Source organism: Thermosipho sp. 1244 (assembly GCF_018588215.1).
GTDB lineage: Bacteria > Thermotogota > Thermotogae > Thermotogales > Fervidobacteriaceae > Thermosipho > Thermosipho affectus.
Genome location: NZ_LNGA01000016.1, coordinates 1 through 25,221, shown reverse-complemented (window position 1 = coordinate 25,221; position 25,221 = coordinate 1). Strand labels below are relative to the sequence as shown.

At 30.8% G+C, this 25,221-nt stretch carries 23 protein-coding genes and 1 tRNA gene; 18 read left to right on the top strand and 6 right to left on the bottom strand.

Translation table 11 applies throughout. The annotated features are described in order from the left end of the window. Positions 1-443 precede the first annotated feature (443 nt). The 6 genes from AS157_RS04315 (at position 444) to AS157_RS04290 (ending at position 5,880) form a co-directional block, all read left to right on the top strand. Positions 444-641 carry a hypothetical protein gene (locus AS157_RS04315; protein ID WP_077289955.1) on the top strand — a complete coding sequence of 66 codons (198 nt, stop codon included), beginning with the start codon at positions 444-446 and terminating at the stop codon, positions 639-641. Between the two features lie 779 nt (positions 642-1,420). Then, positions 1,421-2,758 (top strand): radical SAM/SPASM domain-containing protein, encoded by a 1,338-nt coding sequence (locus AS157_RS04310; RefSeq protein ID WP_077289953.1) that lies wholly within the window; start codon positions 1,421-1,423, stop codon positions 2,756-2,758. Then, positions 2,755-4,119: a radical SAM/SPASM domain-containing protein gene (locus AS157_RS04305; protein WP_077289952.1), complete on the top strand. Its 1,365-nt coding sequence runs from the start codon at positions 2,755-2,757 to the stop codon at positions 4,117-4,119. Before AS157_RS04310 ends, AS157_RS04305 begins: the two co-directional genes overlap by 4 nt. 21 nt (positions 4,120-4,140) lie before the next feature. Then, positions 4,141-4,341: a hypothetical protein gene (locus AS157_RS04300; protein ID WP_077289951.1), complete on the top strand. Its 201-nt coding sequence runs from the start codon at positions 4,141-4,143 to the stop codon at positions 4,339-4,341. A 9-nt stretch (positions 4,342-4,350) separates the two neighbouring features. After that, on the top strand, positions 4,351-5,175 hold the full coding sequence (locus AS157_RS04295; protein WP_143611779.1) for an ABC transporter permease: 825 nt from the start codon (positions 4,351-4,353) through the stop codon (positions 5,173-5,175). A 9-nt stretch (positions 5,176-5,184) separates the two neighbouring features. Next, the gene (locus AS157_RS04290) at positions 5,185-5,880 is read left to right on the top strand and encodes an ABC transporter ATP-binding protein (protein WP_077289950.1); all 696 of its coding nucleotides are present in this window, start codon (positions 5,185-5,187) and stop codon (positions 5,878-5,880) included. A gap of 222 nt (positions 5,881-6,102) precedes the next feature. Here the strand turns inward: AS157_RS04290 and mnmL are convergent, their stop codons facing one another. The 6 genes from mnmL to AS157_RS04260 are packed head-to-tail and all read right to left on the bottom strand — an operon-like array spanning position 6,103 to position 12,925. Then, complete coding sequence (gene mnmL / locus AS157_RS04285) at positions 6,103-7,071, bottom strand: tRNA modification radical SAM protein MnmL/YtqA (protein ID WP_077289949.1); 969 nt, start codon at positions 7,069-7,071, stop codon at positions 6,103-6,105. Further along, on the bottom strand, positions 7,029-8,270 hold the full coding sequence (locus tag AS157_RS04280; protein ID WP_077289948.1) for an amidohydrolase: 1,242 nt from the start codon (positions 8,268-8,270) through the stop codon (positions 7,029-7,031). Before AS157_RS04280 ends, mnmL begins: the two co-directional genes overlap by 43 nt. Further along, entirely contained in the window at positions 8,267-8,605 is a 339-nt protein-coding gene (gene rsfS, locus AS157_RS04275; protein ID WP_075666537.1) for a ribosome silencing factor, read from the bottom strand. Before rsfS ends, AS157_RS04280 begins: the two co-directional genes overlap by 4 nt. A 5-nt stretch (positions 8,606-8,610) precedes the next feature. After that, positions 8,611-9,918 (bottom strand): bifunctional folylpolyglutamate synthase/dihydrofolate synthase, encoded by a 1,308-nt coding sequence (locus AS157_RS04270; RefSeq protein ID WP_231450394.1) that lies wholly within the window; start codon positions 9,916-9,918, stop codon positions 8,611-8,613. Between the two features lie 3 nt (positions 9,919-9,921). Further along, positions 9,922-12,516, bottom strand: coding sequence for a valine--tRNA ligase (locus AS157_RS04265; protein WP_077289946.1), 2,595 nt, complete (start codon positions 12,514-12,516; stop codon positions 9,922-9,924). Next, positions 12,509-12,925, bottom strand: coding sequence for a GGDEF domain-containing protein (locus tag AS157_RS04260; protein ID WP_077289945.1), 417 nt, complete (start codon positions 12,923-12,925; stop codon positions 12,509-12,511). Before AS157_RS04260 ends, AS157_RS04265 begins: the two co-directional genes overlap by 8 nt. 120 nt (positions 12,926-13,045) lie before the next feature. Here AS157_RS04260 and rsxC point away from each other — a divergent pair, with 120 nt between their 5' ends. The 12 genes from rsxC (at position 13,046) to AS157_RS04200 (ending at position 25,118) form a co-directional block, all read left to right on the top strand. Next, complete coding sequence (rsxC, locus tag AS157_RS04255) at positions 13,046-14,362, top strand: electron transport complex subunit RsxC (protein ID WP_077289944.1); 1,317 nt, start codon at positions 13,046-13,048, stop codon at positions 14,360-14,362. After that, positions 14,362-15,318: an RnfABCDGE type electron transport complex subunit D gene (locus AS157_RS04250; protein ID WP_077289943.1), complete on the top strand. Its 957-nt coding sequence runs from the start codon at positions 14,362-14,364 to the stop codon at positions 15,316-15,318. The genes rsxC and AS157_RS04250 overlap by 1 nt, the downstream gene beginning before the upstream one ends. After that, positions 15,315-15,995, top strand: a complete 681-nt coding sequence (locus AS157_RS04245) for an RnfABCDGE type electron transport complex subunit G (RefSeq protein ID WP_077198712.1) — start codon at positions 15,315-15,317, stop codon at positions 15,993-15,995. The genes AS157_RS04250 and AS157_RS04245 overlap by 4 nt, the downstream gene beginning before the upstream one ends. Then, complete coding sequence (gene rsxE / locus AS157_RS04240) at positions 15,985-16,599, top strand: electron transport complex subunit RsxE (RefSeq protein WP_075666530.1); 615 nt, start codon at positions 15,985-15,987, stop codon at positions 16,597-16,599. Before AS157_RS04245 ends, rsxE begins: the two co-directional genes overlap by 11 nt. Beyond that, complete coding sequence (rsxA, locus tag AS157_RS04235) at positions 16,596-17,171, top strand: electron transport complex subunit RsxA (RefSeq protein WP_075666529.1); 576 nt, start codon at positions 16,596-16,598, stop codon at positions 17,169-17,171. Before rsxE ends, rsxA begins: the two co-directional genes overlap by 4 nt. Before the next feature lie 45 nt (positions 17,172-17,216). Beyond that, a tRNA-Gly gene (locus AS157_RS04230) sits at positions 17,217-17,292 on the top strand. Positions 17,293-17,340: 48 nt separating this feature from the next. Beyond that, a complete protein-coding gene (locus AS157_RS04225) occupies positions 17,341-18,609 on the top strand; it encodes an ArsB/NhaD family transporter (protein WP_077289942.1) in 1,269 nt (422 codons plus the stop codon). 14 nt (positions 18,610-18,623) lie between these two features. Further along, positions 18,624-19,562, top strand: a complete 939-nt coding sequence (locus tag AS157_RS04220; RefSeq protein WP_077289941.1) for a calcium/sodium antiporter — start codon at positions 18,624-18,626, stop codon at positions 19,560-19,562. 11 nt (positions 19,563-19,573) lie between these two features. Further along, positions 19,574-21,025 carry an IMP dehydrogenase gene (gene guaB / locus AS157_RS04215; protein WP_077288023.1) on the top strand — a complete coding sequence of 484 codons (1,452 nt, stop codon included), beginning with the start codon at positions 19,574-19,576 and terminating at the stop codon, positions 21,023-21,025. A gap of 175 nt (positions 21,026-21,200) precedes the next feature. Then, entirely contained in the window at positions 21,201-22,898 is a 1,698-nt protein-coding gene (locus AS157_RS04210; RefSeq protein WP_077289940.1) for a methyl-accepting chemotaxis protein, read from the top strand. Positions 22,899-22,981: 83 nt separating this feature from the next. Next, positions 22,982-24,409, top strand: coding sequence for a cyclomaltodextrinase (gene aglB / locus AS157_RS04205; protein WP_077289939.1), 1,428 nt, complete (start codon positions 22,982-22,984; stop codon positions 24,407-24,409). Positions 24,410-24,419: 10 nt separating this feature from the next. Continuing rightward, complete coding sequence (locus AS157_RS04200) at positions 24,420-25,118, top strand: class I SAM-dependent methyltransferase (protein WP_077289938.1); 699 nt, start codon at positions 24,420-24,422, stop codon at positions 25,116-25,118. Positions 25,119-25,221: the final 103 nt, after the last annotated feature.

The window sequence follows — 25,221 nt, the reverse complement described above, 5'->3', positions numbered from 1 at the left end:
ATTTGATTTATTCTTTATAATATAATATCTAAAATAAGAAGGTTTTATTATTAACACTTCACAAACCATAAAAATGTGGTTTTATTTGTTAATTTTCCTATTTCTAACAAAAATATTTTTTCATTTTTTATTATAAAATTTAACTTTTACAATTTAGGAAATTTTTTTGATAAGCGTAGCAATTAAATATTTTTCCTAACCCAATATTTTTATATATTTTTTAACATATTTTTATTTGATTTATCAGTACAGGAACTACAAAACTATATGTAGTAATGCTAATTAAATGTACATATGTTTTACTAAACCATAGTTATATAGATGATGTTAATATATAAAAACATAAAATTATTATACTTGTAATTTAAACGTAGATTTTGTATAATTTTACTGAAATATTCGAAAAATTAATCAAAAACTTTATTGAAAAAGGAGGGAATTATATGAAATTTTTAAACAAACCAGTTATAAACGATAAAGTATATCTTTCCTTTTGTGATGGAGAAAGAGGACTTTGTGGAGATGTTAAAAATTGCAACGGTTGTGCAAACAAAGAGGAATGTTCACCAAATGTTTCTTGTAATGAAGGCTGTAAAAAAAGGCATTGGTGGAATTGGTTATTTCCTTGGCTTTATGAGTAAGATAATTGAACAATAAACTTTAAATCATAAAACTTTAATACGTAAATATACATTATTCGTTAATATATTTTAAACGAATTAGAAATATTTTAAAATAAAAAGCATTTTGCAAATAATTATGGTTAAAAAAAAAAAAAAAAAAACTTATAATTGAAATTTTTCGAGGTTGTTATATTTTCATGTGATTTATATAATACATTATAGAATAGCTGCTCTACATATTATTTTATATCAAGGGGGGGATTTTTATGGAATTTATCAATAATCCTACAAGAGGAGATATCGAACCACTTTGTTGTGATGATGGCAATTGTGCAGAATGCACAAATGAACAGGAGTGCAATGCTGTTTGTGACCCAAACTGTGATGCTGTATGTGGTTGTAATGCATTTTGTCCTATTTGTATTATCCCTTAAATTATTTTTAAGTTCTAAATAAATTTTCTTGAGGAAAGGAGAAAAAGTATGGAATTCTTAAATCTTCCAAAAGAAAAAGATCCAAGTTATAACGATGAACCATTGTGTTGTGATAACGGAAACTGTGACTGTATAAATAATGGTTGCATTGAGTGCATGTGTTGAAAAAAGGAGTGAAAATATGGAATTTATAAACATGCCTAATCAAGATGTAATTTTAAATTGTTGCACCGATAATCCAAATTGTGTTTGTCGAAATGAGGGTTGCTATAATTGTTTATGTGAATGTTTGGTATGTTTTGAACCAAATCCAAATTGTGATAATTGCATAGCCTCAATTTAAATACTCAAGGGGGAAGTATAATGAATAAATACAAAGAATCTAAATATAATGTGTCTTTTGAGGAAGATAATAAAGTAATATTTGTGAATTATTTAACGCGTGCAATTGCAACTGTGGATAAAGAAAAAGCAGAAATGATAAAGGAGATTTTAAGAGAGCCAAATAGAAAATGGAAGGAAGAGTATAAAAAATTAAAAGATGATTTAATTTATGGTGGATACCTTGTTAACAAATACTTTGATGAACTTCAACATTTAAAAATGTTAAATTATATATCAAGATATGATACAAGTAGCCCAGTATTTACCATATTATCAACGTTGCAATGTAACTTTGACTGTGTTTATTGTTATGAATCCAAAGAAGGACCTTCCATGACGCAAGAAACTGCCCAGGAAATATCCGATTATTTATGTGAAATTGCAAAGAAAAAAAGAAAGATAAGTATAGGATGGTTTGGTGGAGAACCGTTAGTAAATTTTGATGTTATAAAACTTATTAATAGAAATGTGATTGAAACATGTGATAAATATCACACAGATTTTGTTTCATCTATATCTACGAATGGGTATTTGCTTGATGAAGATAAAGCTAAATATTTTGATGAACTTGATATAAAAAATGTTCAGATAACATTTGATGGACCTCCCCAATATCACAACAAATACAGACCTTTAAAAGGGGGAGAAGGAACATTTGAGACCATTTATAACAATACAAAAAGATTGTTAAAAATGACCAAAGAAACTCACATTTCGTTAAGGGTAAACGTTGGCGTGGAAAATTATGACAAAATTCCAGAACTTCTCGAAATGTTTGATGATTTTCCAAAAGAAAGGATACGAATTTATTTTAGATGGATTTTCCAAGCAAGTGAAGATAATAGGAAATTTTACGCAAAACTTCATGAATTTAAAGGATTAAATTCATTCAAAAAAATCTCGAAATTTTATATAGAAGCTGCAAAAAAAGGATTTAAAATATTTTTCCCAATACTCACTCAAAATAGATATTGCGAGTATGATAGCGTATCATCCACTGTGATAGGTCCTAAAGGAGAAATATATCCGTGTACAGTTGCAATAGCAAAAGGAGCAGTATTTGGAAAAGTAACAAAAAATGGCATTGAATATGAAAAAGAAAAGTATTTATACTGGCATAAACCAGATGCTTTTGAGGATGAAGAATGTAAAAATTGCAAAATTCTTCCAATTTGTATGGGAGGATGCAGAAATGCAAGATTACAAGGAAGCAAAGGATGTCCCGAAGAAAAACGTGATGTTGAACACTTTGCAAAGGTTTGGTACTTTACCAAAACTCTCGAAAATAAGTGTAAAATTTGTGAGGTGGAAAAGTGAAACTTTCAAAATACAATATATTAATAGAAAAAGAAGAGTACTTGATCCTTTTTAATACAATCTCAAATGCGATGCTTTACGTTGAACAATCTAAAAAAAATAAAATAAAAAAGATGTGTGAAAGTAAAAAAGTTAAAATAAGTGAATTTGAGCCAGATGAAATAGAAACTTTAAAAAAAGGATTTTTTATTCTTGACGATGACTTTGATGAAGTTGAATATTTAAAACTTAGGTTTAATGCATACAGATACAGTGATAGATATTTAAGGTATACAATAGTGCTAACTGAAAAGTGTAATTTTAACTGTGTATACTGTTATCAACAGCAAATACAATCTGTTAGTGGTAAGATGGCTTCTGAAATTCAGGAAGAGCAAATAAGTCAATTAATAGAAGAAACAAAAAGAAGATTTGAGAGCCAAAAACCAAAAGTTTTGAGTGTTACATTTTATGGAGGAGAACCGTTATTGTCGTTGGAAAAGTTAATTTTTATAAGTGAAAAATTTAGAGAGTTAAGTAAAAAATATCAAGTTGAATACAGACCATTCATAGTAACAAATGGTTATTTGTTAAACAAAATAACAGCGAAAAAATTAATAAAAGTTGGTATAAGATCCGTTATCATAACGATAGATGGTACAGAAGAGATTCACGATAAGTATAGAAGACTTTTAAATGGTGGCCCAACTTTTTCGAAATTGATTGAGAATATAGAAAAAATACACAAAGATATGCAAGTACAATTAAGGATAAATATTTCTAAAGAGAGCGTTAATTCTGTAAAAAAGTTAATAAGCTTTATAGTTGAGAAGAGATTAAATGTAACCTTTGATTTTCAAATGATAGAAGTTGTTAAAGAATTTTCTAATAAATTTGAAGATACACCACTAACACTCAAAGAATTTTCGAAAATAGAGATAGAACTTTACAAGGAAATTCTTAAATATTTACCCGAATATTCATTTAATCCATTTAAAAATCTAAAATTTGCACGTTGTGATGCTTTGTGTTTAAACAGTTTTGTAATTGATGTGGATGGAAGCGTTCACAAATGCTGGGGAGAGGTTGGAAATAAAGTGACTATTGCTGGAAAATTAACAAATGAAGGTATAAAATTGAATCAAAAGTATACCAAGTGGTTGGCTTATGAGCCATATGAAGATAAAGAATGTCAAAGTTGTATAGTATTTCCAGCTTGTATGGGAGGGTGTACGTTTAATGCCGTTGTTGTAGATAAGCTTCACGGGTCTCCAGTTAAAAAACCATACAGGTGTATACCTATGAAATATAATATAAAGGATATTATTGAGGTTGTGGCAAATCAACAATTAAAATTGAGAACTTACTCAAACCGTGTTTAAAATTTAAAAAGGGGGAAGAACATGGAATTTTTAAACAAGCCGGTTGTAAACGATAAAGTATATCTTTCCTTTTGTGATGGAGAAAGAGGACTTTGTGGAGATGTTAAAAATTGCAACGGTTGTGCAAACAAAGAAGCTTGTGTTGCCATTTGTAACGAAGGCTGTAAAAAAAGGCATTGGTGGGATTGGTTATTTCCTTGGCTTTATGAGGAAAATAAATAAGGTGAAAGAATGGAAAATTTTATAAAATTTGCAGTAAAATTATTTGGATTTATAAAACGGGATGTAATTATCTGGTTTTCGTACCGGACACAATTTATTTTGGGATTTTTAAGTGGATTTGTTGGAATAATACAATTTGGGCTCATAGGGAAATTCATAGCTGGTGGTAATTATTTTCCATTGATTGAAAAATATGGTGGAGACATTCTTGCATATTTTATAACTGGATCAGTATTCATGTCTTATACAAATCTTGCATTATCAACTTTCAAATCGTCAATACAAAGAGAACAAAGAATGGGAACACTTGAATATTTCTTGCTTTCAGATACGCCATTTTGGCAGCTTTTTGCATTCAATTTTTTAAGTGGCTTTTTGTTTACAACTTTTAATATTTTATTTATATTTTCTGCACTTGTATGGTTATTTTCAGTAAAAATAAATCCAAATATTTTTGGATCTTTTTTGGTTTTGCTTGTTGTAATGCTTCCGCTTATAGGAATTGGACTAATTTCAGCTGCAATAATACTTATAACCAAAAGAGGTGATCCAGTGGGTTGGATATATTTTACACTTACAGGGCTTTTTTCTGGAATATACTATCCAGTAGAAATCATGCCGAAATTTATAAGAGGAATTTCGTATCTTCTTCCATCAACGTATGGTATGGATCTTTTAAGAAAAACTTTACTAAAGGGCTATAATGTAGTTCAAATAAGAACGGGATTACTTGTTATGGTAATAATGGGTTTGGTGTTAATACCATTTGGTGTTTGGTTATTTAAATTATCATTTAATAAAGCAAGAAAGGAAGGTACTCTTGCATGGTATTGAGGAGGTTTTATGCTTGAAATAATTAATGTAAGTAAAAAATATAAAAATGGAACAATAGCACTACAAGATATAAACGTAACTGTTAGAAAAGGAGAAAAAATAGCACTTTTTGGAGAAAATGGAGCTGGAAAAACTACTTTGCTAAAAATAGTGGCAACATTTTTAATCCCAGATAGCGGGAGTGTTTTCTTAAATGGTATTGATTTGTTTAAACATGAAAAATATGCCAGAGAAAATGTATCAATATCAACAGGAACTGAAAGAAGTTTTTACTATAGATTGAATGTTAGACAAAATTTAGAGTTTTTTGGAAGACTTAATGGTTTGTATGGGGAAAAATTGCAAATAGTCATAGATAAAGTTATTGAAGAAACAGATTTAAAAGATTTTGAAAAGGCAAAATATATGGAGTTATCCAAAGGTTTAAAAAGAAGACTGGATATAGCAAGGGCAATAATGAAAGATTCTGAAATATATATTTTTGATGAACCTACAGCCGGAGTTGATCTTAAAACTCGTCAAAGTATATACAATATTGTAGAAGAACTTATAGAAAAAGATAAAATAATTTTTTTTGCAACGCACGAAATTGAAGAATTAAAAAAAATGCACAAAATAATTATCTTAAAAAAAGGAAGAAAGATTGGCGAAATAAATACTAATGATTACAACAAAATAGAAGAAATATTGTTAAATTACATTTGAATAAAAACTTGTAATTAATACAAATACGATATAAATTCAAAATAAATGAACTTTATTTTTTTAGAACAAGCTAAATTATCATTAGACCAAATTGAATGGCTGAGTTCAAAATAATTTTATCTTTCTTAATGTCCTCCTTATTGGAAGTAAAAATCTTTTATGACTTTCAGCAATCTTGATAAAATACTATTTTTTCAGTGGTTATAACTCCACATAAAAGTTCTAGTGTAAATCATTTTGAATATTTTTAAATTTTTCAGTTTTTGGAGTATACCAGCTTAAAAAATTTTTTCCTTGATAGGTTTCTTTTTCGGCAAGCTTTCTTTCAATAAGGTTTATAATTTGGATTTTAGGTTTTCCCCAATTTCCAAATATTGTTCCTTCTCTAGGTGGATCTGCAACTAATCTATGTATAACGATCTTTGGAGAAAGGTATTCTAAAAATCTAATAGTCCTTTCGACGTAGTCTTCAAGAGAACCTATCTTTATCTTTCCTTCTTCAAACATTTTACCTAAAATAGTGTTTTTAACAATATAAAGTGAATGAATTTTTACACCATCAACTCCAAGTACAGATAATATTTTAGCAGTTTCAATAACATCGAGCATGTTATCATTGGGAAAATTCAATATCACATGTGAGACTAGTTCAAATCCCCTATTTTTAATCTTCATTGTTGCATTTATATACTCGGCAAGTGTATGTCCTCTGTTCATTTTTGTAAGAGTGTGATAGTTTGCTGTTTGAAGTCCCATTTCAATAGATACGTCTATCTTTTCTTTAAGTTCTTCAAGAAGATCGAGTATTTCATCAGAAATACAATCAGGTCTTGTTGAAATGGAAATTTGAACTATGTCTTTCTCTATAGCCTGATAATAAATATCTTTCAATCTTTCAATTGGAGCATAGGTGTTTGAGAAGTTTTGAAAGTAAGCTATAAACTTTTTTGCACCTTTGTTTATATATCTTTTTTTCATTTCATTTATTTGGAATTTTATATCAATATCTTTAATAGTTGTAAAACCGCTTCCTGTTTCATCACAGAATAAACAACCAGCTTGTCCGTTTTCTCGGTTCGGACAAGTAAATCCTGCATTTATAGGTAATCTATAGACTTTAGTTCCATATCTCTTTTTTAATTCAACGCTTAATTTTCTATACCTATAACCTTCTCGTAGGAATTCGAAAATTGTGTGTAAACCTCCTTCTTGTCTATTGTTGGAAATGTTCCATCAAAATATATGAATTTACCATTAACCATTGTGGCAAATATACTAGTTTTTGAATGTATTATATGTTTTTTCATGTTATTAGTAGGAAAGAAACTTGGATTATCTAAATCTATAATAGTAAAATCTGCAGGTTTTCCAATTTCAATTGTTCCTCCGTTTAAATTCAACGCTTTATATCCGTCGTATGTGATCATTTTAATTGCTTTGTCCACTGAAAGATTTTTTGGATTGTCTTTCTTTTGAAGAAGAGTTGCAAGTCTTGCTTCAAATAATATATCGATAGAGTTATTACTTGCAGGCCCGTCAGTTCCTAATGTAACGGGTAAATCATTATTGATAAATTTTGTAACAGGTGCAATTCCGTTCCCAAGTTTCAAATTACTTGATGGATTATGTGAAATATAGACGTTATAGTTCTTTAATAATTGAATGTCGTTGTCGTCTAAATGGATGCAATGTACAGCCAAAAGATGATTATTAGCAATACCTGTATCAAGGATTTCTTTTAGACTGTATTTTTCTCTTTCCCACTTGTTTTCAAAAAGATGTATGGTTATTGGAATATCTAATTCTTCTGAAATTTTTGAGATTTCTTTTAAAGCTGGTATAGAGCAAGTATAAGGGGCATGTGGCCCAAGACCTATAAATATTCTATTATCATATCCGTGCCACTTGTTGTATAAATTAAGGGATTCGTTTAGTCTAGTTTTTTCGATTTTGTCATTTTCTGATACTAACCCACGTGTTAACAAAGCCTTTATACCAAAATCGGCTACCGCTTGTGCCACTGCATCCTCGAAAATATACATATCACAAAAAGCAACTATACCATTTTGGGCCATTTCCATTAGTGAAATTAATGTAGAATAATATACCGTTTTGTAGTCCAGTTTTTCTTCTAATGGAATAATTGTTTTAAATAACCAATCATTAAATGATACATCTTCAGCTATTCCTCTAAAAATTGACATTGCCGCATGAGTGTGTGTATTTACAAGTCCGGGAATAATAAGTTTGTTCTTTAGCTCTATTATTTCATCATCTTCTTGTTGTAAATTGTGTTTTATCTCTACTATTGTTCCATTTTCGACTTTTATATCTAATTCTTCTGGATTTTTTTCCCAGCTTTTTAATACATATGCGTTTTTTAGGATCATTCTTTACTCACCTTTATTCTTTTGGCGTCGATCCATAAGCCTTCTAAATCATAGAATTCTCTGGCATCATCTTTAAATATATGCACAACTATTTCATCTGCGTCAATTATTAACCAATCATGATTTTCTTCCTTATCATAATATATAATCTCCATCCCGTTACCTTTGAGTAAATCCAGAATAGCTTCTTTTAAACTGTTCATATGTGTATTACTATTTGCAGTTAAAATTACAAAAAATTCAGTTGGAACATTTGTTTTTGACATGTCTAATATAACGGGATCTATTGCTTCTTTTTCAATCAATGTTTTCCAAATTAAATCAAGTATTTCCAAAAATGTCACCTCCTCATTAAATTTAATTCTTCATCTATATACCCATTTTCCAAATAACTTCTTATATAACCTACAAGATAAAAAGAACCAGTTACTACCTTTAATTCAGAACGGTACTTTTGAAGTTTTTCCAATGCTTTTAAAGGGTCTTTGACAAATTCAACCGAATTACAGTATTCTTTTGTTAGCAAGAACGTCTCTTCACAATTAACTGCCCTATGTGAAGGTGGGCAAGTAACTATTATATGATCAAATTTTTTTGATATTTTTTCTATTACTTTTCTCTTATCTTTATCATCAAGGATACCAAAAACCGCAACTTTCGATTTGTTTTTAAAGTATATATCCAGGTTTTCAACGAATTTTTCAGCAGCTTGCGGGTTGTGTGAACCATCTAGAAGAATATTTTTATAAAGTTCAAATCTTCCTGGGATAAAAGCTCTTTTAAAGGCATCATTTACCACATTTTCATTTAATGGATTAAATATTTCAAAGGCTTTGAGTGCAATTGCAGCGTTTATAGGTTGGTGAGTACCATTTAGTGATATTTTTATGTCCTTTATGTCTTTATCCCCGTAATAATTAATTGAATTTTCATTGAAACTCAATTTATTTATTTCAAAATTAAAATCTTTTCCCAATTCGTAAACTTTTGCACCTTTTTTATTTGCAATTTCATAAATAACTTCTTTTGCGGTATTTGGAATACTTCCAATAACAACAGGAGTATTCTCTTTTATTATTCCCGCTTTTTCAAAAGCTATTTTTTCTATTGAATTTCCTAAAATTTTTGTATGCTCTAAACTAACAGTTGTTATAACAGAGACTTTAGGAATAATAATGTTTGTTGCATCAAATCTTCCACCTAGTCCTACTTCAATTGTTGAAATTTCTACATTTTCGTTTTTGAATATCTCAAATGCAATAGCAGTTGCAAATTCAAAAAAGCTAGGAGAATAATCTATACCTTTTTTATCTAAGACTTCTGCTGCATTTTTAATTTTTTCAAAGGATTTTAGAAAAGTATTTTTACTTACTTTTTCTCCGTTAATTAAATACCTTTCCAAAATAGATGATAAATGGGGAGAAAAATATCCCCCCGTTTTAAATCCATGAAATCTAGATAAGTAATGCAAAAACGTTGTGGTACTCCCTTTTCCATTTGAACCAGTTACGTGAAAAGAAGAGAAAGTTTTTTCTGGATTGTTAAGTATATTTAAAAGTTCTTCTATTCTGTATAGACCTATCTTTATTTTACCAAATGGTCTGTTGAAATAAAGATATTTTAGTGCTTCTAAATAAGTCACAGTCATCCCTCACATTAGTGATTTTAGAATTTTTTTTATCTTTTCAATTTGCCCTTCGATATTCGAGAGTTTTTCCTTTGTTTCTTCTATTATTTCTTCTGGTGCTCCTTCCAGGAATTTTTTGTTGTTTAGTTTTTTTCTGAATTTCTCCGCATCCTTTTCTAGCTTTTCAATTTTCTTGGTTAATCTTTTTACTTCAGTATCAATATCTATCAAATTGCCAAGTTCTACAAATATTTCGTTTTCATTGTCGACATATGCACTTGCTGCTTTTTCAGGTTTCATGTTTGAATAACTTATACTTTCAACTTTTGCTAGAGTTTTTATGTAAAGTTCTTCCTCTTGATCAAATTTTATAGTTGAAACTATGTTTACTTTTTTGCTTTGAGATATATTAACTTCTGCTTTAACGTTCCTTATACCTTTTATTATGTTCTTTAACAATTCAAATCTTTTTTCCGCAGTTTCATCTATTAAGTTATCATCAATTTTCGGCCATTCTGAAATAGTTATAGATTCACCATCAGTTGGTAATTTTTGCCACAATTCCTCCGTTATAAATGGCATGAATGGATGAAGAAGTTTTAAGCTATTATCTAATACTTTTACCAATACATTTTGAACAACTGTTTTGTCTTCAGAATTAAGTCGTGGTTTTGAAACTTCGATATACCAATCACAAAGTTCATCCCAGAAGAAATTGTATATTTCCCTTGCCGCAAGATTAAAATCATATGATTCAATTGCGCTGGTTACATTTTTAATTGTTTTTTGAAGTTTTGAAAGAATCCATCTATCCGATAAGTTTAAATTATTTAATTCTTCTTTTTCGAAATCTTTTAGATTTAAAATCACAAATCTTGTTGCATTCCAAATTTTGTTTGCAAACTTTTTACTTGTTTCAATGTGTTTTAAATCTAGTTTTATATCTCTACCTTGTGCAGCAAGTAATGCAAGTGAAAATCTCATGGGGTCTGCTCCGTAATCTTCAATTACATCTAGTGGATCTATTCCATTGCCAAGTGATTTACTCATTTTCCTTCCAAATTTATCACGTACTAGTTGATGTATGTAAACATCCGAGAACGGTTTTTCACCCATAAATTCATATCCCATCATGATCATTCTTGCTACCCAGAAGAATATAATATCAAATCCTGTAACTAATACATTGGTTGGATAAAATTCCTTTAAATCAGATGTTTCATCTGGCCAACCAAGGGTACTAAATGGCCAAAGTGCAGAGGAGAACCATGTATCAAGCACATCTTCTTCTTGACGTAAATTTGTGCTTCCACATTTTTCACAAACGTGTACTTCTTCTTCAGATACGTTTATATGGCCACAATCTTTACAATACCAAATTGGTATTCTGTGGCCCCACCAAAGTTGTCTACTTATACACCAATCTCTTATTTCATACATCCAATTCAAATACACTTTCTTCCATCTGTCTGGATAAAACTTTACTTCTCCATTTTCCACAGCTTCTATTGCTCTTTTGGCAAGTGGTTCCATTTTAACAAACCATTGATCCATTAGCATAGGTTCAATAACAGTGTCACATCTATAACAATGTCCTACGGAATGTTGTAATGTTTCAACTTTTACTAAATATCCTTCTTTTTCCAGATCTTCGACAATCTTTTCCCTTGCTGTATCTCTGCCAAGACCTTGATATTTCCCCGCATTTTCATTCAGTGTTGTATCATCGTTAAATATGTTGATAAATTCGAGGTTATTCCTTTGGCCAATAAGATAATCGTTTGGATCATGTGCGGGAGTTACTTTTAAAGCCCCTGTACCAAATTCTGGATCAACATATGGATCTGCAATTATTTTTAATTTTCTTCCTATAAGTGGTAAAATTACTTCTTTACCAACTAAGTGCTTATATCTTTCATCTGAAGGGGATACAGCAACAGCGGTATCTCCTAGCATGGTTTCTGGACGAGTGGTGGCTATAACTATTTCTCCAGTACCATCAGCAAATGGATACCTTATATAGTAAAGCTTACCTTCATGCTCTTTGTGCTCTACTTCTTCGTCAGATAAAACAGTTTTACACCTTGGACACCAGTTTACAATGTATTTTCCCCTGTATATTAATCCTTTTTTGTATAATGATACAAACACTTTCCTAACGGCTTTTGATAACCCTTCATCTAAAGTAAATCTTTCCCTAGACCAATCCACAGAAGCTCCAATGGCTTTTATTTGATCTTTTATGGTCTTTCTGTATGTATTTGCCCATTCCCAAACAATTTCTAAAAATTTTTCCCTGCCAAGCTCCTCTCTTTTCTTTCCTTCCTTTTCTAAATTTTTTTCTACAGCAGTTTGAGTTGCAATTCCCGCGTGATCTTCACCTGGTAGCCAGAGCGTTTTGTATCCATTCATTCTTTTAAATCTAACTAATATATCTTGTAATGTGATGTTTAAAGCGTGCCCCATGTGGATTTTACCCGTTATATTTGGCGGAGGAATTACAATAGAGTATTTTGGTCCATCTTTTTTAGGTGAAAAATATCCTTTTTCCAACCAAAAGCTGTACAATTTTTTTTCAATTTTATTTGGGGCGTATCTTGTGCCTATCTCATTATTCACTAGGAGCACCTCCTACAGCTTCGATTTTTATGTTTGTCTCTACTTTGATATTCTTATTTCCATAATTTAAGAGTAAATAATCTAGAGAATCTTTTATTCTATTTGCTATTTGTTTGGCAACTATTTCATTAATACCGTGTAAGATTAATACAAAGCTTTTTTCAGATGAACGACATACAAAATCTTTTGGTATTCTAACGCTGTGTTTTATTATCGATGCAATTCTTGCTATAACAAAGTTAATTTCATTGATATCAGTTGATTCAAATTCTAAATCTAAATATATTAGATAAAACGGTGTTTTTGATTCTTTAATTAGCGGATAGATATGGTTAAAAAAGTCTTTATTAGGTAATCTTGTAGTTTCATCAACCCAGTTTCCATTAAAAAGATTTAATAGGTATTCCATACTTTTTCCTCCCGTTTTTTTTAATTATATCATATAAAATTTGTTTGTGAAAACTAAAAAAACTGTGTTATAATCATTCTCGGTGATGGTATAAAAGTCTATTTTAGGAGGTGTGGTGTCTTGAAGTTATCAACCTTTTTGGGAGGTGTTCATCCTCCTGAAAATAAGCATTTATCAAGAGATTATCCAATTAAGAAAGCACCTCTACCTGAAAAGGTATTGGTTTTTATGCAGCAACACGCTGGAAGCCCCGCAAAACCAGTTGTAAACAAGGGTGATAAAGTTAAAACAGGGCAGGTTATTGGTGAACCAACGGGTTTTATATCTTCTTATGTCCATTCGCCTGTTACTGGTACTGTAGTAGATGTTAAAAAGGTTACAAATGTTATTTTTGGAAAAGCGGTAGAAGTAGTGGAAATTCAAAGAGAGGGAGAAGATGAGTGGGAGTTACTACCGCATGGTAATTATGAGAATTTTTCAAACGAGGAGTTAGTTGAGATTATAAAGAAAGCTGGAATTGTAGGGCTTGGTGGTGCCATGTTCCCGACTTATGTTAAATTAATGCCTCCAAAAGACAAGAAGATAGATTATCTTGTTATAAATGGTGCAGAATGTGAACCTTATCTTACAATTGATCATAGGATGATGTTAGAAAGACAAGAAGATATTTTGATTGGAATTGAGATAGTGAAAAAAATATTGGGAATAAAAAATGTGGCAATTGGTATTGAAGATAATAAGATGGATGTAATAAATTTACTTCAAAATAAATGGAAAGGAAAAGTTGATGTTATTCCATTAAAAACAAAATATCCCCAAGGTGCAGAAAAACAACTTATCTACGCAACTACTGGTAGGAAAGTACCCCGCGGAAAACTTCCAATGGATGTAGGGGTTGTAGTGTTGAACGTAAGCACTTTATATGCGATAAAAGAAGCGGTAATAGATGGGAAACCTTTAGTCGAAAGAGGATTAACTGTTACCGGCGAAGCAGTTAATAAACCAGGAAATTGGTGGGTTAGGATAGGCACTCCTATTTCTTGGGTAATCGAAAACCTTGGAGGAGGTTTTAAAGAAAACCTTGAGAATGTAAAAGTACTAATGGGTGGGCCAATGATGGGAATCCCTATAAACAATATTGATACGCCTTTGGTAAAAGGTAACAATGGTATTACAACTTTAATACCTAAAGAACAAAAAAGCACATTTTGCATAAGATGTTCATACTGTGTTAACGTTTGTCCAATGGGATTGCAACCTTATTTACTTGATTTATTAGGAAAGAAAAAAAGATATGATGAAGCAGTCGAAATTGGTTTGTTAGATTGTATTGAATGTGGTTCTTGTACATATATCTGTCCTGCAAAAATAGAACATGTAAAAACGATCAAATTGGCCAAAAAAGTATACAAGGCCCTGAGAGGGGGGAAGAAATAATGAAGTTAATAACTGGAAATGCACCACATGTAAGAGCAAATGACACTACTTCAAAAGTTATGATGGATGTCATTATAGCATTGATTCCTGCCATTATTGGAGCGTGGTACTTTTTTGGTGGTTACGCGCTATTTTTAATTTTACTTGGGGCAGTTACTGGTGAATTGTTTGAATTGTTTATAATGAGAGTGCTTAGAAATGATAAAAGTTTTACCCCAAATGGCAGTGCAGCTGTAACGGGAATTTTACTTGCAATGAATGTAAGTTCTGCAACTCCTTGGTGGGTGTTTTTGATAGGATTAGTTTTTGCATTAGGGATTGCCAAACATGCATTTGGTGGACTTGGAATGAATATTTTTAATCCAGCACTTGCTGGAAGGGCGTTTTTGCTTGTTTCATTTCCCGTGGCAATGACTACTTGGTACAAACCTGTGCTTTCTTTTACAAAATGGATTGATGTGCAAACATCAGCAACTCCACTTGCAATTTTAAAAGAAACTGGAAATGTTAATGTGGGTTATTGGGATTTGTTTATTGGAAATCGTGGAGGTTCAATTGGCGAAACAAGTGTTTTACTACTTTTGGTTGGATTTATATATCTTGTGATAAGAAAGAGAATAAAGATTATGATCCCAATTTCATATATTTCTACAGTTTTTGTTATGTCTAGTGTATTTTATTTTGTAAATCCTTCTTTTGGAACTCCTTTATTCCATATTTTAAGTGGTGGGTTAATGCTTGGTGCTTTGTTTATGGCTACAGATATGGTTACAAGTCCCATGACAATCAAAGGCCAGGCAATTTTTGGAGTTGGTATTGGTGTTATGACATTACTTATAAGGTACTTTGCGGGATATCCAGAAGGAGTTTCACTTTCTATTTTATTAATGAATGCTTTTGTTCCGTTAATTGATAAATATACGATGCCACGAATATTTGGTGAGGTGGAATCATGAAAGAAATGTTTAAAACGGGAATAATTTTAATGGTTTATACACTGGTTGCTGGGTTAATACTAGGATATGTCTATGTTTATACGCAAGATGCAATAAAAATTGCAGAATTAAAAAATACTATTGATGCGGTAAAATTTGTTTTGACAGAAGATGGAAAATTAATTGTAGATGAAAATAAAATAAAAGATGCTGTTGTATCTGCTTCAAATAATCCAGAAGAAGAGTTATTCAAGGCAGAAACAAGCGTTGTTGTTTCTCCTGTTTTTAAGTTTAGAACAAATAAAGGAAATGTTTACGTTTTAAAAGGATACGGAATAGGATATGGTGGTAAAGTAATTTCAGTTGCTTCATTTTTAGTAAAAGAAAATAGGATAGATTTAATGGCAATAAAGGTAATAGATTATTCACAGGAAACACCGGGATTAGGTGCAAAGATAGCAGAAGAGGTTTCTCAAAAGAGGTTTTATCCAATACCATACGAGGGTTTGAAAAATGGTGTAAAAGTTGATAAAGATGCGGGTAAAAGTAATCTCTCACCTGAAGATGCAAAAAAGATAGGAATAGTAAAAATTAGTGATGTTATGACTGGGGCAACTATTACTCCACGAGCTGTAGCAGCAACTTTGAACGCTATGTTTGAGTATTTGCAAAAGGAGGTGCTAAGAAATGGCCAGTAGAACTTGGAAGGAATTTTCTAAGGGATTTGTTGTTGAAAATCCCACATTTGTACAAGCTTTAGGCATGTGTCCTACTCTTGCAACTACTACAAGTGCAAAAAATGGACTTGGAATGGGAATAGCTGCTACGGTAGTTCTAGTTTTATCCAACATAGTCATTTCTCTTCTTAGAAAGGCAGTGCCCGAAAAGATTAGGATACCTATTTTTATAACTATAATAGCATCATTTGTGACAATGGTTGATTTGTTGATGCACGCATATGTATATGATCTTTGGAAAACATTGGGGCTTTTTATTCCATTAATAGTTGTTAATTGTTTGATAATGGGAAGAGCTGAAGCTTTTGCATCAAAAAATAATGTTTGGTATTCATTAATTGATGGTTTGGGAATGGGTTTGGGTTTTACTGCAAGTTTAACTTTATTAGGTGCTATAAGAGAATTATTGGGAAATGGTACGATATTCGATATAAAAATTTGGGGTAAAGCGTTTAATGTGTTTATAATGATACTTCCCCCTGGTGCATATTTAACATTGGGATTATTAGCAGCTTTATTTGCCTTTATTGGCATGAAAAGAAAAGAAAGGGGGAAGGTTAAATGAAGGTATTTTTAATTTTACTTTCTGCAATGCTTGTTAATAATTATGTTTTTATAAGATTTTTGGGTATATGTCCGTTTTTAGGTGTTTCTAAAAAAATGGATACAGCATTTGGAATGGGGCTTGCTGCCACCTTTGTGCTTGTTATGTCATCAACGATTTCTTGGTTTTTGGATAGATTGTTAATAAGTTTGGGACTTGAATTTTTGAGAACAATTGTTTTTATTCTTGTAATAGCATCATTTGTACAATTTGTTGAGTTATTTTTGAAGAAAAATAATCCAAATTTATATGATGCTTTGGGAATTTTTCTTCCTCTTATCACTACAAATTGTATAATTCTTGGTGTAGCGCTTATTAACAGTATGAGTAATTACAATTTACTTGAGGCAATATTCAATGCACTGGGAGCAGGTTTGGGATTTTTGCTTGCGTTAATTGTTTTTAGCGCAATAAGGGAAAAGCTTGAGTTATACGATGTTCCAAAACCTTTTGAAGGATTACCTTTGGCTTTAATAACTGCTTCACTCTTATCTCTGGCTTTTATGGGATTCCAAGGTATGATAAAAATATGAACTTGAAAACTTTATCATCCTTTGATATAATATTTACTGAGATTAGCGGGTGTAGCTCAGTTGGTAGAGCATCAGCTTCCCAAGCTGAGGGTCGCGGGTTCGAATCCCGTCGCCCGCTCCAGGGCCATATGTGCCCTTTTTTTTTAATTTAAAAACAGGGGTGAAATAATTGAGTGTAGATGCAATTATTGCTTTAATAATATTTGTTATCGTATACTACTTAATTATTTCAGAAAAGATACATAGGTCCATTGCTGTTGTTTTAGGTGCTTTTATTTTAACATTTTTTGGAGTTTTTGAAGACCCAGATTATTTGTTTAAAAATTATGTGGATTTTGATACTATATTTTTATTGATTGGAATGATGCTTTTAGTTTCTACAATTAAAAGTGTTGGATTTTTTGAATACGTTGCATTTTGGATAATAAAATTTTCAAAGAATTCTTTACTAAAGATTTTCTTGCTTATTAATTTTTTTGTTGCACTGTTTTCAGCTTTTATTGATAATGTCACTACTGTAATGATTTTTATACCTATTACTTTGGCAATTGCCGATGCAGCCAACATCGATCCTACCTTTTTTGTACTTTCAGAGGTTTTTAGTTCAAATATTGGGGGAACTGCAACACTAATTGGAGACCCACCTAATATTTTAATAGGTAATGCTGCACGTTTAACATTTAACGATTTTATTTTAAATACTGCATTCCCAACAATTATAACGCTATTAATTGTGTTGATTATATTTTTGATTAAATATAAAAAGTTTTTATCCAATAAAATAGAATTTAATTTTAATGAACTTTCAATATCGAAGAAAAATTTGATAAAGTCGTTTATTTTGCTTTCAGTTGTAATATTGCTTTTTGTCCTTCAAGAAAAATTACAGATTCATAGTTCTATTATAGCTTTTGGTATGGGTTTTGTTTCTATTTTAGTTATTGATCCAAAAAACTTGGAAAAACATTTTGCAGAAATTGAGTGGAGTACTATATTTTTCTTTATAGGTTTGTTTATTATTACAGGTGCTTTAGAAGATACGGGAATTTTAAAACAAGTTGCCTTGGTTTTGAGTGAAAATTTTGGAAATTCACCCAGATTATTTGGTTTGGGTTTGATAGTTATGTCATTCTTTGTGAGTGGATTTTTTGATAATATTCCGTTTACGGCAACTATGATTCCGGTAATAAAGATGTTGCCGTCAATAAACTCATCTTTTTCAAATTTGATGCCGTATTGGTGGGCACTATCATTAGGAGTTTGCTATGGTGGAAACTTTACTCCAATTGGTGCATCTGCAAATATTGTTGCAATTACTATGCTTGTAAAATATTCCAAGAAAAACGTTTCATTTAAAGATTTTTTTAAGTTTTCAGTTATTCCTTCTTTGGTCTCTTTGATTGTTTCTATCGTTTACATAGAAATTAGATATTTTTAAAGGGAGTGACATGTATGATTTTAAACCTTTTAGGCCTTATAATTGGATTTGTTTTATTAATAAAGGGAGCAGATTGGTTAGTTGATGGGGCGGTTTCAATTGCTCTGGGTTTGGGAATTTCGAAAATTGTCGTAGGACTTTCAGTTGTAGCATTTGGAACTTCACTGCCTGAATTGGTTGCTTCGTTGGTTTCTGTTGTAAAAGGACATAGTAGCGTATCCATATCTAATGTCGTGGGGAGTAATATAGCCAATATTGCAATTGCTCTAGCTTTGGCAGCTTTAATTTCAAATATTAAGATAGAAAAAAATACATCTATGGTTGAAATACCTTTTATGATTATCTCCACAGTAGTTTTTACGGTACTTTTTTTAAGAGAAAAAATTTTAATGTGGAATTACGGAGTAGTTTTTGTTTCACTTTTAATTATTTATCTTTATTATTTAATTAAAAGTGACAAAGAAATGGTAGAAAAAGAATTTGAATCTGAAGCAAAAGTTTACAAAACAAATATAGCTTTTCTTCTTGTAGGTGTAGGTGTTTTAGGTATTTGGTTAGGTGGAGAGCTCACAATAGATAATGTAGTGAAAATAGCAAAATATTTTCATCTTAGTGAAACGTTTGTGGGATTGACAATAGTTGCTATAGGGACTTCATTACCAGAAATAGTTGTAAGTTTAATTTCAACTTTAAAAAAAGAACAAGATATATTAGTTGGAAACATAGTCGGAAGTAATATTTTTAATATTTTATTTATTTTAGGGGTTAGTTCTTTGGTAGGTACTTTGGGAATTGATGTTAAAAGCTTTACTTTAGACCTTATTATAATGAATTTATTATCTATTTTGTTATTCTTGTTTGCGATTTTTAGGAAAAAGATAGGGAAATTAGAAGGTATAGTATTTTTAACTATCTATATAATTTACATATATCAAATCATTTTAAGAAAATAGGGGGTGTAGTTATGAGAGAGGCATTAACTTTCGATGATGTGCTTCTTATTCCAGGATATAGTGAAGTTTTACCTGCAGATGTAGAAGTAAAGACAAGATTAACACGGCAAATTAGTTTAAATATACCACTTGTAAGTGCTGCTATGGATACAGTTACTGAAGCGGAACTTGCAAAAGCTATAGCAAGAGAAGGTGGTATAGGAATAATCCATAAAAATTTATCTATTGAAGAACAAGCGCATCAAGTTAAGATTGTTAAAAGGACTGAAAATGGTATAATAGATGATCCTGTTACAATTTCTCCAGATATTAGCGTCGAAGAAGCAGAAAAAATAATGGCAGAGTATAAGATAGGAGGACTTCCAGTTGTCGATGAATCCAATAAATTATTGGGATTGATTACAAATAGAGATATAAGATTTGAAAGAAATTTAAAGAAACCTGTAAAAAAATTGATGACTCCTGTTAGTGATTTAATAGTTGCTAATGAGGGAATTTCTCTTGAGGAAGCAAGAGATATTTTACACGAAAACAAAATAGAAAAACTACCTATTGTAAGATCCGATGGTACTCTTTCGGGACTTATTACTATCAAAGACATAAGGAGCGTTGTAGAGCATCCAAACGCATCGAGAGATAAGAAAGGAAGACTTTTAGTTGGCGCAGCAGTTGGAACAAGTGAAGATACTTTACTAAGGGTGGAAAAATTAATTTCCGCAGGAGTAGATGTTATAGTTGTTGATACAGCACACGGACATTCAAAAAAAGTTATAGAAACTTTGGTGAAAATAAGAGAAAATTTTCCTCATATTTCAATTATTGCCGGGAATGTGGCAACGGCAGAAGCAACGGAAATGTTAATAAAATCAGGCGCTGATGCTGTAAAAGTAGGAATTGGGCCTGGTTCGATTTGTACTACAAGGGTCGTTGCAGGTATTGGAGTCCCCCAATTAACAGCAATATTTGATTGCGTTAACGTGGCAAAGAAATACGATGTACCAATAATAGCTGATGGTGGGATTAGATTCTCTGGTGATATAGTTAAAGCTCTAGCTGCAGGTGCTGAAGCGGTAATGTTGGGTAGTATCTTTGCAGGAACTGAAGAAGCACCAGGAGAAACAATTTTATATCAAGGAAGAAAATATAAGTCATATAGAGGAATGGGATCGCTAGGTGCTATGAGCAGAGGAAGTGCAGATAGATATTTTCAAAGTAAAAACCAAAAATTTATACCTGAAGGTGTTGAAGGAATGGTACCATATAAAGGTGATGTTAAAGATGTTGTATATCAATTGATAGGCGGACTTCGCTCAGGAATGGGGTATGTCGGAGCAGCAACTATAAAAGAATTACATAAAAAAGCTAATTTTATAAAAATTACCGCCGCATCGGTTAAAGAAAGTCATCCTCATGATATAATAATAACTAAAGAACCACCTAATTATTGGTCTAAAAGTGTATAGGTTGAATAATAAATCCGGTATTTAATACCGGATTTATTTTGTATTTTTAATTAAATGTTTATACATTTGTTTTAATTAATTAGTAACATTGTTAAATCAAAGATAACCATTGTAATTTATATGTAGTACAATCTAAATTAAGGATATAAAAAATATATGAAGTAGGTGAGAGAATATGAAGTTGAAAAGTTTATCGAGTTTAATAATGTTTTTGACTATTGGTACTGTGATATTTGTTTCTATTTTTTTCTTGTGGTTCAGTTATGTTAATTTTTATAAAGAGTTAAGGTATGAAAAAATAGATAAGGTAAAAAGTGTGGTTGAAAGTGCATATGGTATTGTGGAAAATATCTACAAAATGGAGAAAAATGGAATTATAGATCATAATAAGGCAATAGATTTTGTGAAAAGATATATTTCTTCAATGAAATTTGATGGGAGTAATTACGTATTTATTTTTAATGAAAACTATGTTGGAATTGTACATCCGACTTTGGAAAACAAAAAAGCAAATAATATAAGAGATCCAAAAGGAAGGTTAATACTTGTTGATTTAGTAGATGGTGCAAAAAGAAACGGTGAGTTTATATATGAATATGTTTGGAATAAACCATCGTTGGGAAAAGATGTAGGTAAAATTTCATATGCAAAGTGGTTCGCCCCATACAAATTTATAATTGGAGCAGGAGTTTATATTGATGATATTAATAAAATAGTAAATAGTTTTTTCATTAAAAATTTGATTACAATATTAATAGTTCTTGGAATTACTTTCATAGTTGTACTTTATATAGGAAAAGGTATAAAGAGAGATGTAAAAAAAGTTGCTTTAGTTGTTGAAAATGTTTCTAAAGGAGTTTTATCTGAGAAAGTACAAGTAGATAGGAAAGATGAAATAGGTAAAATAGCAAATTCATTAAACAATATGATTGATGGTTTAAGAACAATAGTTTCTTCTCTTACTAAAAATTCGAAAAACTTAGAGGAGTCATCGCAAAGTTTATATGAAATTTCAAATAAGGAAAAAGATGTAGCCGAAAATTTAGTGAAGACATTTGGAAAAGTTGTTTCAGATTCACAAAATATTTCGGCATCGCTTGAAGAGGTAAATTCAAGCATTGAGGAAGTTGCGGCAAGTGCACAAGCTGTTTCTAAAGCTTCGATGGAATTAGCAGAACGTTCTAATGAAATTTCTGAAAGCGTAAAAGATGGAGCAAACTCTGTAAGTAGAGTATATGAAATAATCGAGAAAGGATATAACGAAATTTTGTATACTGCTAAAATGGTTGACGAATTATCTTTGTCTGCTGCAAATATTAAAGAAATATTAGAAACAATTAATGGAATTTCTGAACAAACAAATTTACTTGCACTAAATGCTGCGATTGAGGCTGCAAGAGCAGGAGAAGCTGGTAAAGGGTTTGCAGTGGTTGCTGATGAAATTAGAAAACTTGCGGAAGAAAGCAAAAAAGCGACAAATAATATTGCAAATATTTTAGAAAAAATAAGGGAAAATGCCAATATAGTTAATGAAAATACAAAAAATACAGTTACAAGCATAAAAGATGCGGCAGATTTTTCAAAAGATGTTAAGGTAAAACTTGAAAAAATTGAAGAAGAAATATTTGGGATTACGAATATGATTAATAATACAGCTGCATCCGCTCAGGAGCAAAGTGCAGCAGCAGAGGAAATGTCTAGTGCAGTTGATAGTACAACTAGAACGCTCTCAGAACAAGTACATAGGATTGAATTAAATAAGGATATGCTTGATGATCTTGAAAAGGGAATAACAAAATTAAATACAATGAGTAATGATTTAAAGAAAGTAGTTACTGTTTTAAACAAAATAGTAAATAGTTTCAGATTTTAGGTGTATTTTAATAAAGAAACTGCACTGGTTTTCCAGTGCAGTTTTTTGTGATATACTTTTTTTCAGAAACAGGAGGTGTTTTGATGAGATTTCCTATACCATCTTGGGCATTCGATTCTGTAATATATCAAATATTTCCAGATAGGTTTTTTATTGGAAACGGTTCAAATGTTGAGTTGAAAAGAAATCTTTACGAAAAAAGAGGAGGAAGAATAGAAAATTGGGATGTTCCTCCAAAAAAAAAGGAGAGAAGCGAGCACGTAAAGGTATTTTACGGAGGAGATTTATGGGGGGTTGCCGATAAAATTAGTTACTTAAAGGAATTGGGAGTAAATGTTATTTATTTAACACCGATATTTTTATCAAATTCCAATCATAAGTATGATGCCATCGATTATTTTAAAGTTGATCCTCAATTTGGAGGAATAAAAGCATTAAAGAAGCTTTTAAAAAAATTGCATAAGGGAAACATGAAATTGATTTTAGATGGAGTTTTTAATCATGTTGGAAAAGAGAATGTATATTTTAAAAAGGCCTTAAAGGGTAATAAGTCTTTTAAAAATATGTTTGTTTTTTATGAGAAGCATTATAGGGGTTGGTGGGGAACAAAGAGTTTACCAGAACTTGTTTTGGAAGAAATATCTGTCAAAGAATACATTACCAATGTTTTGATTAAATATCTTGAATTGGGAATTGATGGTTGGAGATTAGATTGTGGCCAGGATCTTGGCCCAGAGTTTAGTAGATATATAACTTCAAAAGTGAAGGGTTTTTCTTCAGAAAAGTATGTGGTAAGTGAACTTTGGACGTATCCTGCAGGATGGGATATGGTTGACGGAGTAATGAACTACCATTTTAGAGAAAATGTAATATCCTACGTTAAAGGGACTAATAAAAATTTTGGACTTTATCTTGAAAGAATGTATAAAGAAACAAGTAATATTTTAACATGCTGGAATATGTTAGATAGTCATGATACGGAAAGACTTGCTACAATAATTGAGGATAAATTTTTGAGGATGTTTGCAATATTTCTTCAGTTTACTTATCCCGGTGTACCTGTAATATATTATGGGACAGAAATTGGTATGGATGGTGGTCCTGATCCAGAGTGTAGAAAGACAATGGATTGGAATGAAAATAATTGGGATATAGAATTAAGGGATTTTTATAAAAGAATTATTAAATTAAGAAGAAAAGAACCAGCTTTGCGTTATGGAGGGTTTGAATTGTTAAATAATGACCCAATCGTATTTATGAGAAAAACCCCTATGGTTTTGGATAATCTGATTGTATATGGAAATATCTACGATAAACCATATGAATTAATTGTAAATTTACCCGATAATAGAATCTTGAGCGGAACTGAATATGTTGATTTATTTAATGATGAAAAATACTATGTTAAAGGTGGAACATTGCAGATAAGGATGTTACCACGCTCTTTTGGAATTTTAAAATTGAAAAATACCATAGTAAATAACTATGATCAATATAAAAGAATAAGTTAGGAGGTTAGTTGTGAAATCGTATGAATATTATGAAAAAATAGCTCACTTATACGATCAAATGTATGAAGATGAGGAATGGAAAATTTTAAGACAGGCCGTACAAATTTATATAGAAAATGTAATTGGTTCATTAACTGGCAAAGTATTGGATGTGGGAACTGGGACAGGATATTGGCTGAATTTTTTTTTGAAAAAGAATTTTCAAGTGTATGCCATTGAACCGTCAAAAAAAATGTTAGAAATAGCTAAAAGAAAGTATAAAGACAAGGTAAACTTTTTCAACACGAAAATTGAAGAGTTTGAATTTGAAGACAGATTTGACATCTTAAATTTGCAAGGAGACGTTTTAAGTTATATTGAAGATTTGGATTTTGTAATGAAAAAAATGAAAAATTTAGTTAAGAATAAAGGATATATATTTGCAACTGTAGATAGTTACTATTTTATGAGAAGGCAGATAATAAAATATGGAAATTTAAAAGAACTAAGAGACTTTGATAGAACACATATTACCACTGTTGGATCACAGTATGGAACTTTTAAATCTAGGTGCTTTACTGTTGAGGATATTTTAAATCTCAAAAGGTATGGATTTGAAGTTATTGATATAAGGGGATGTGGTCTTTCAAAGGTATTATCTGAGGAATTAAAAAACTCGTATTTAATAAAAGAAGCAGAGCATATATTTTTTGCATTGAGAAAGTTATAAAAACAAGGGTAATCTTTACCCTTGTTTTTTTGGTTACTTAGTGAGTCTGTTTCAAAAATAGTAAGAGACTAATCCGAAATCAAAAAATAGATACAAAAATATA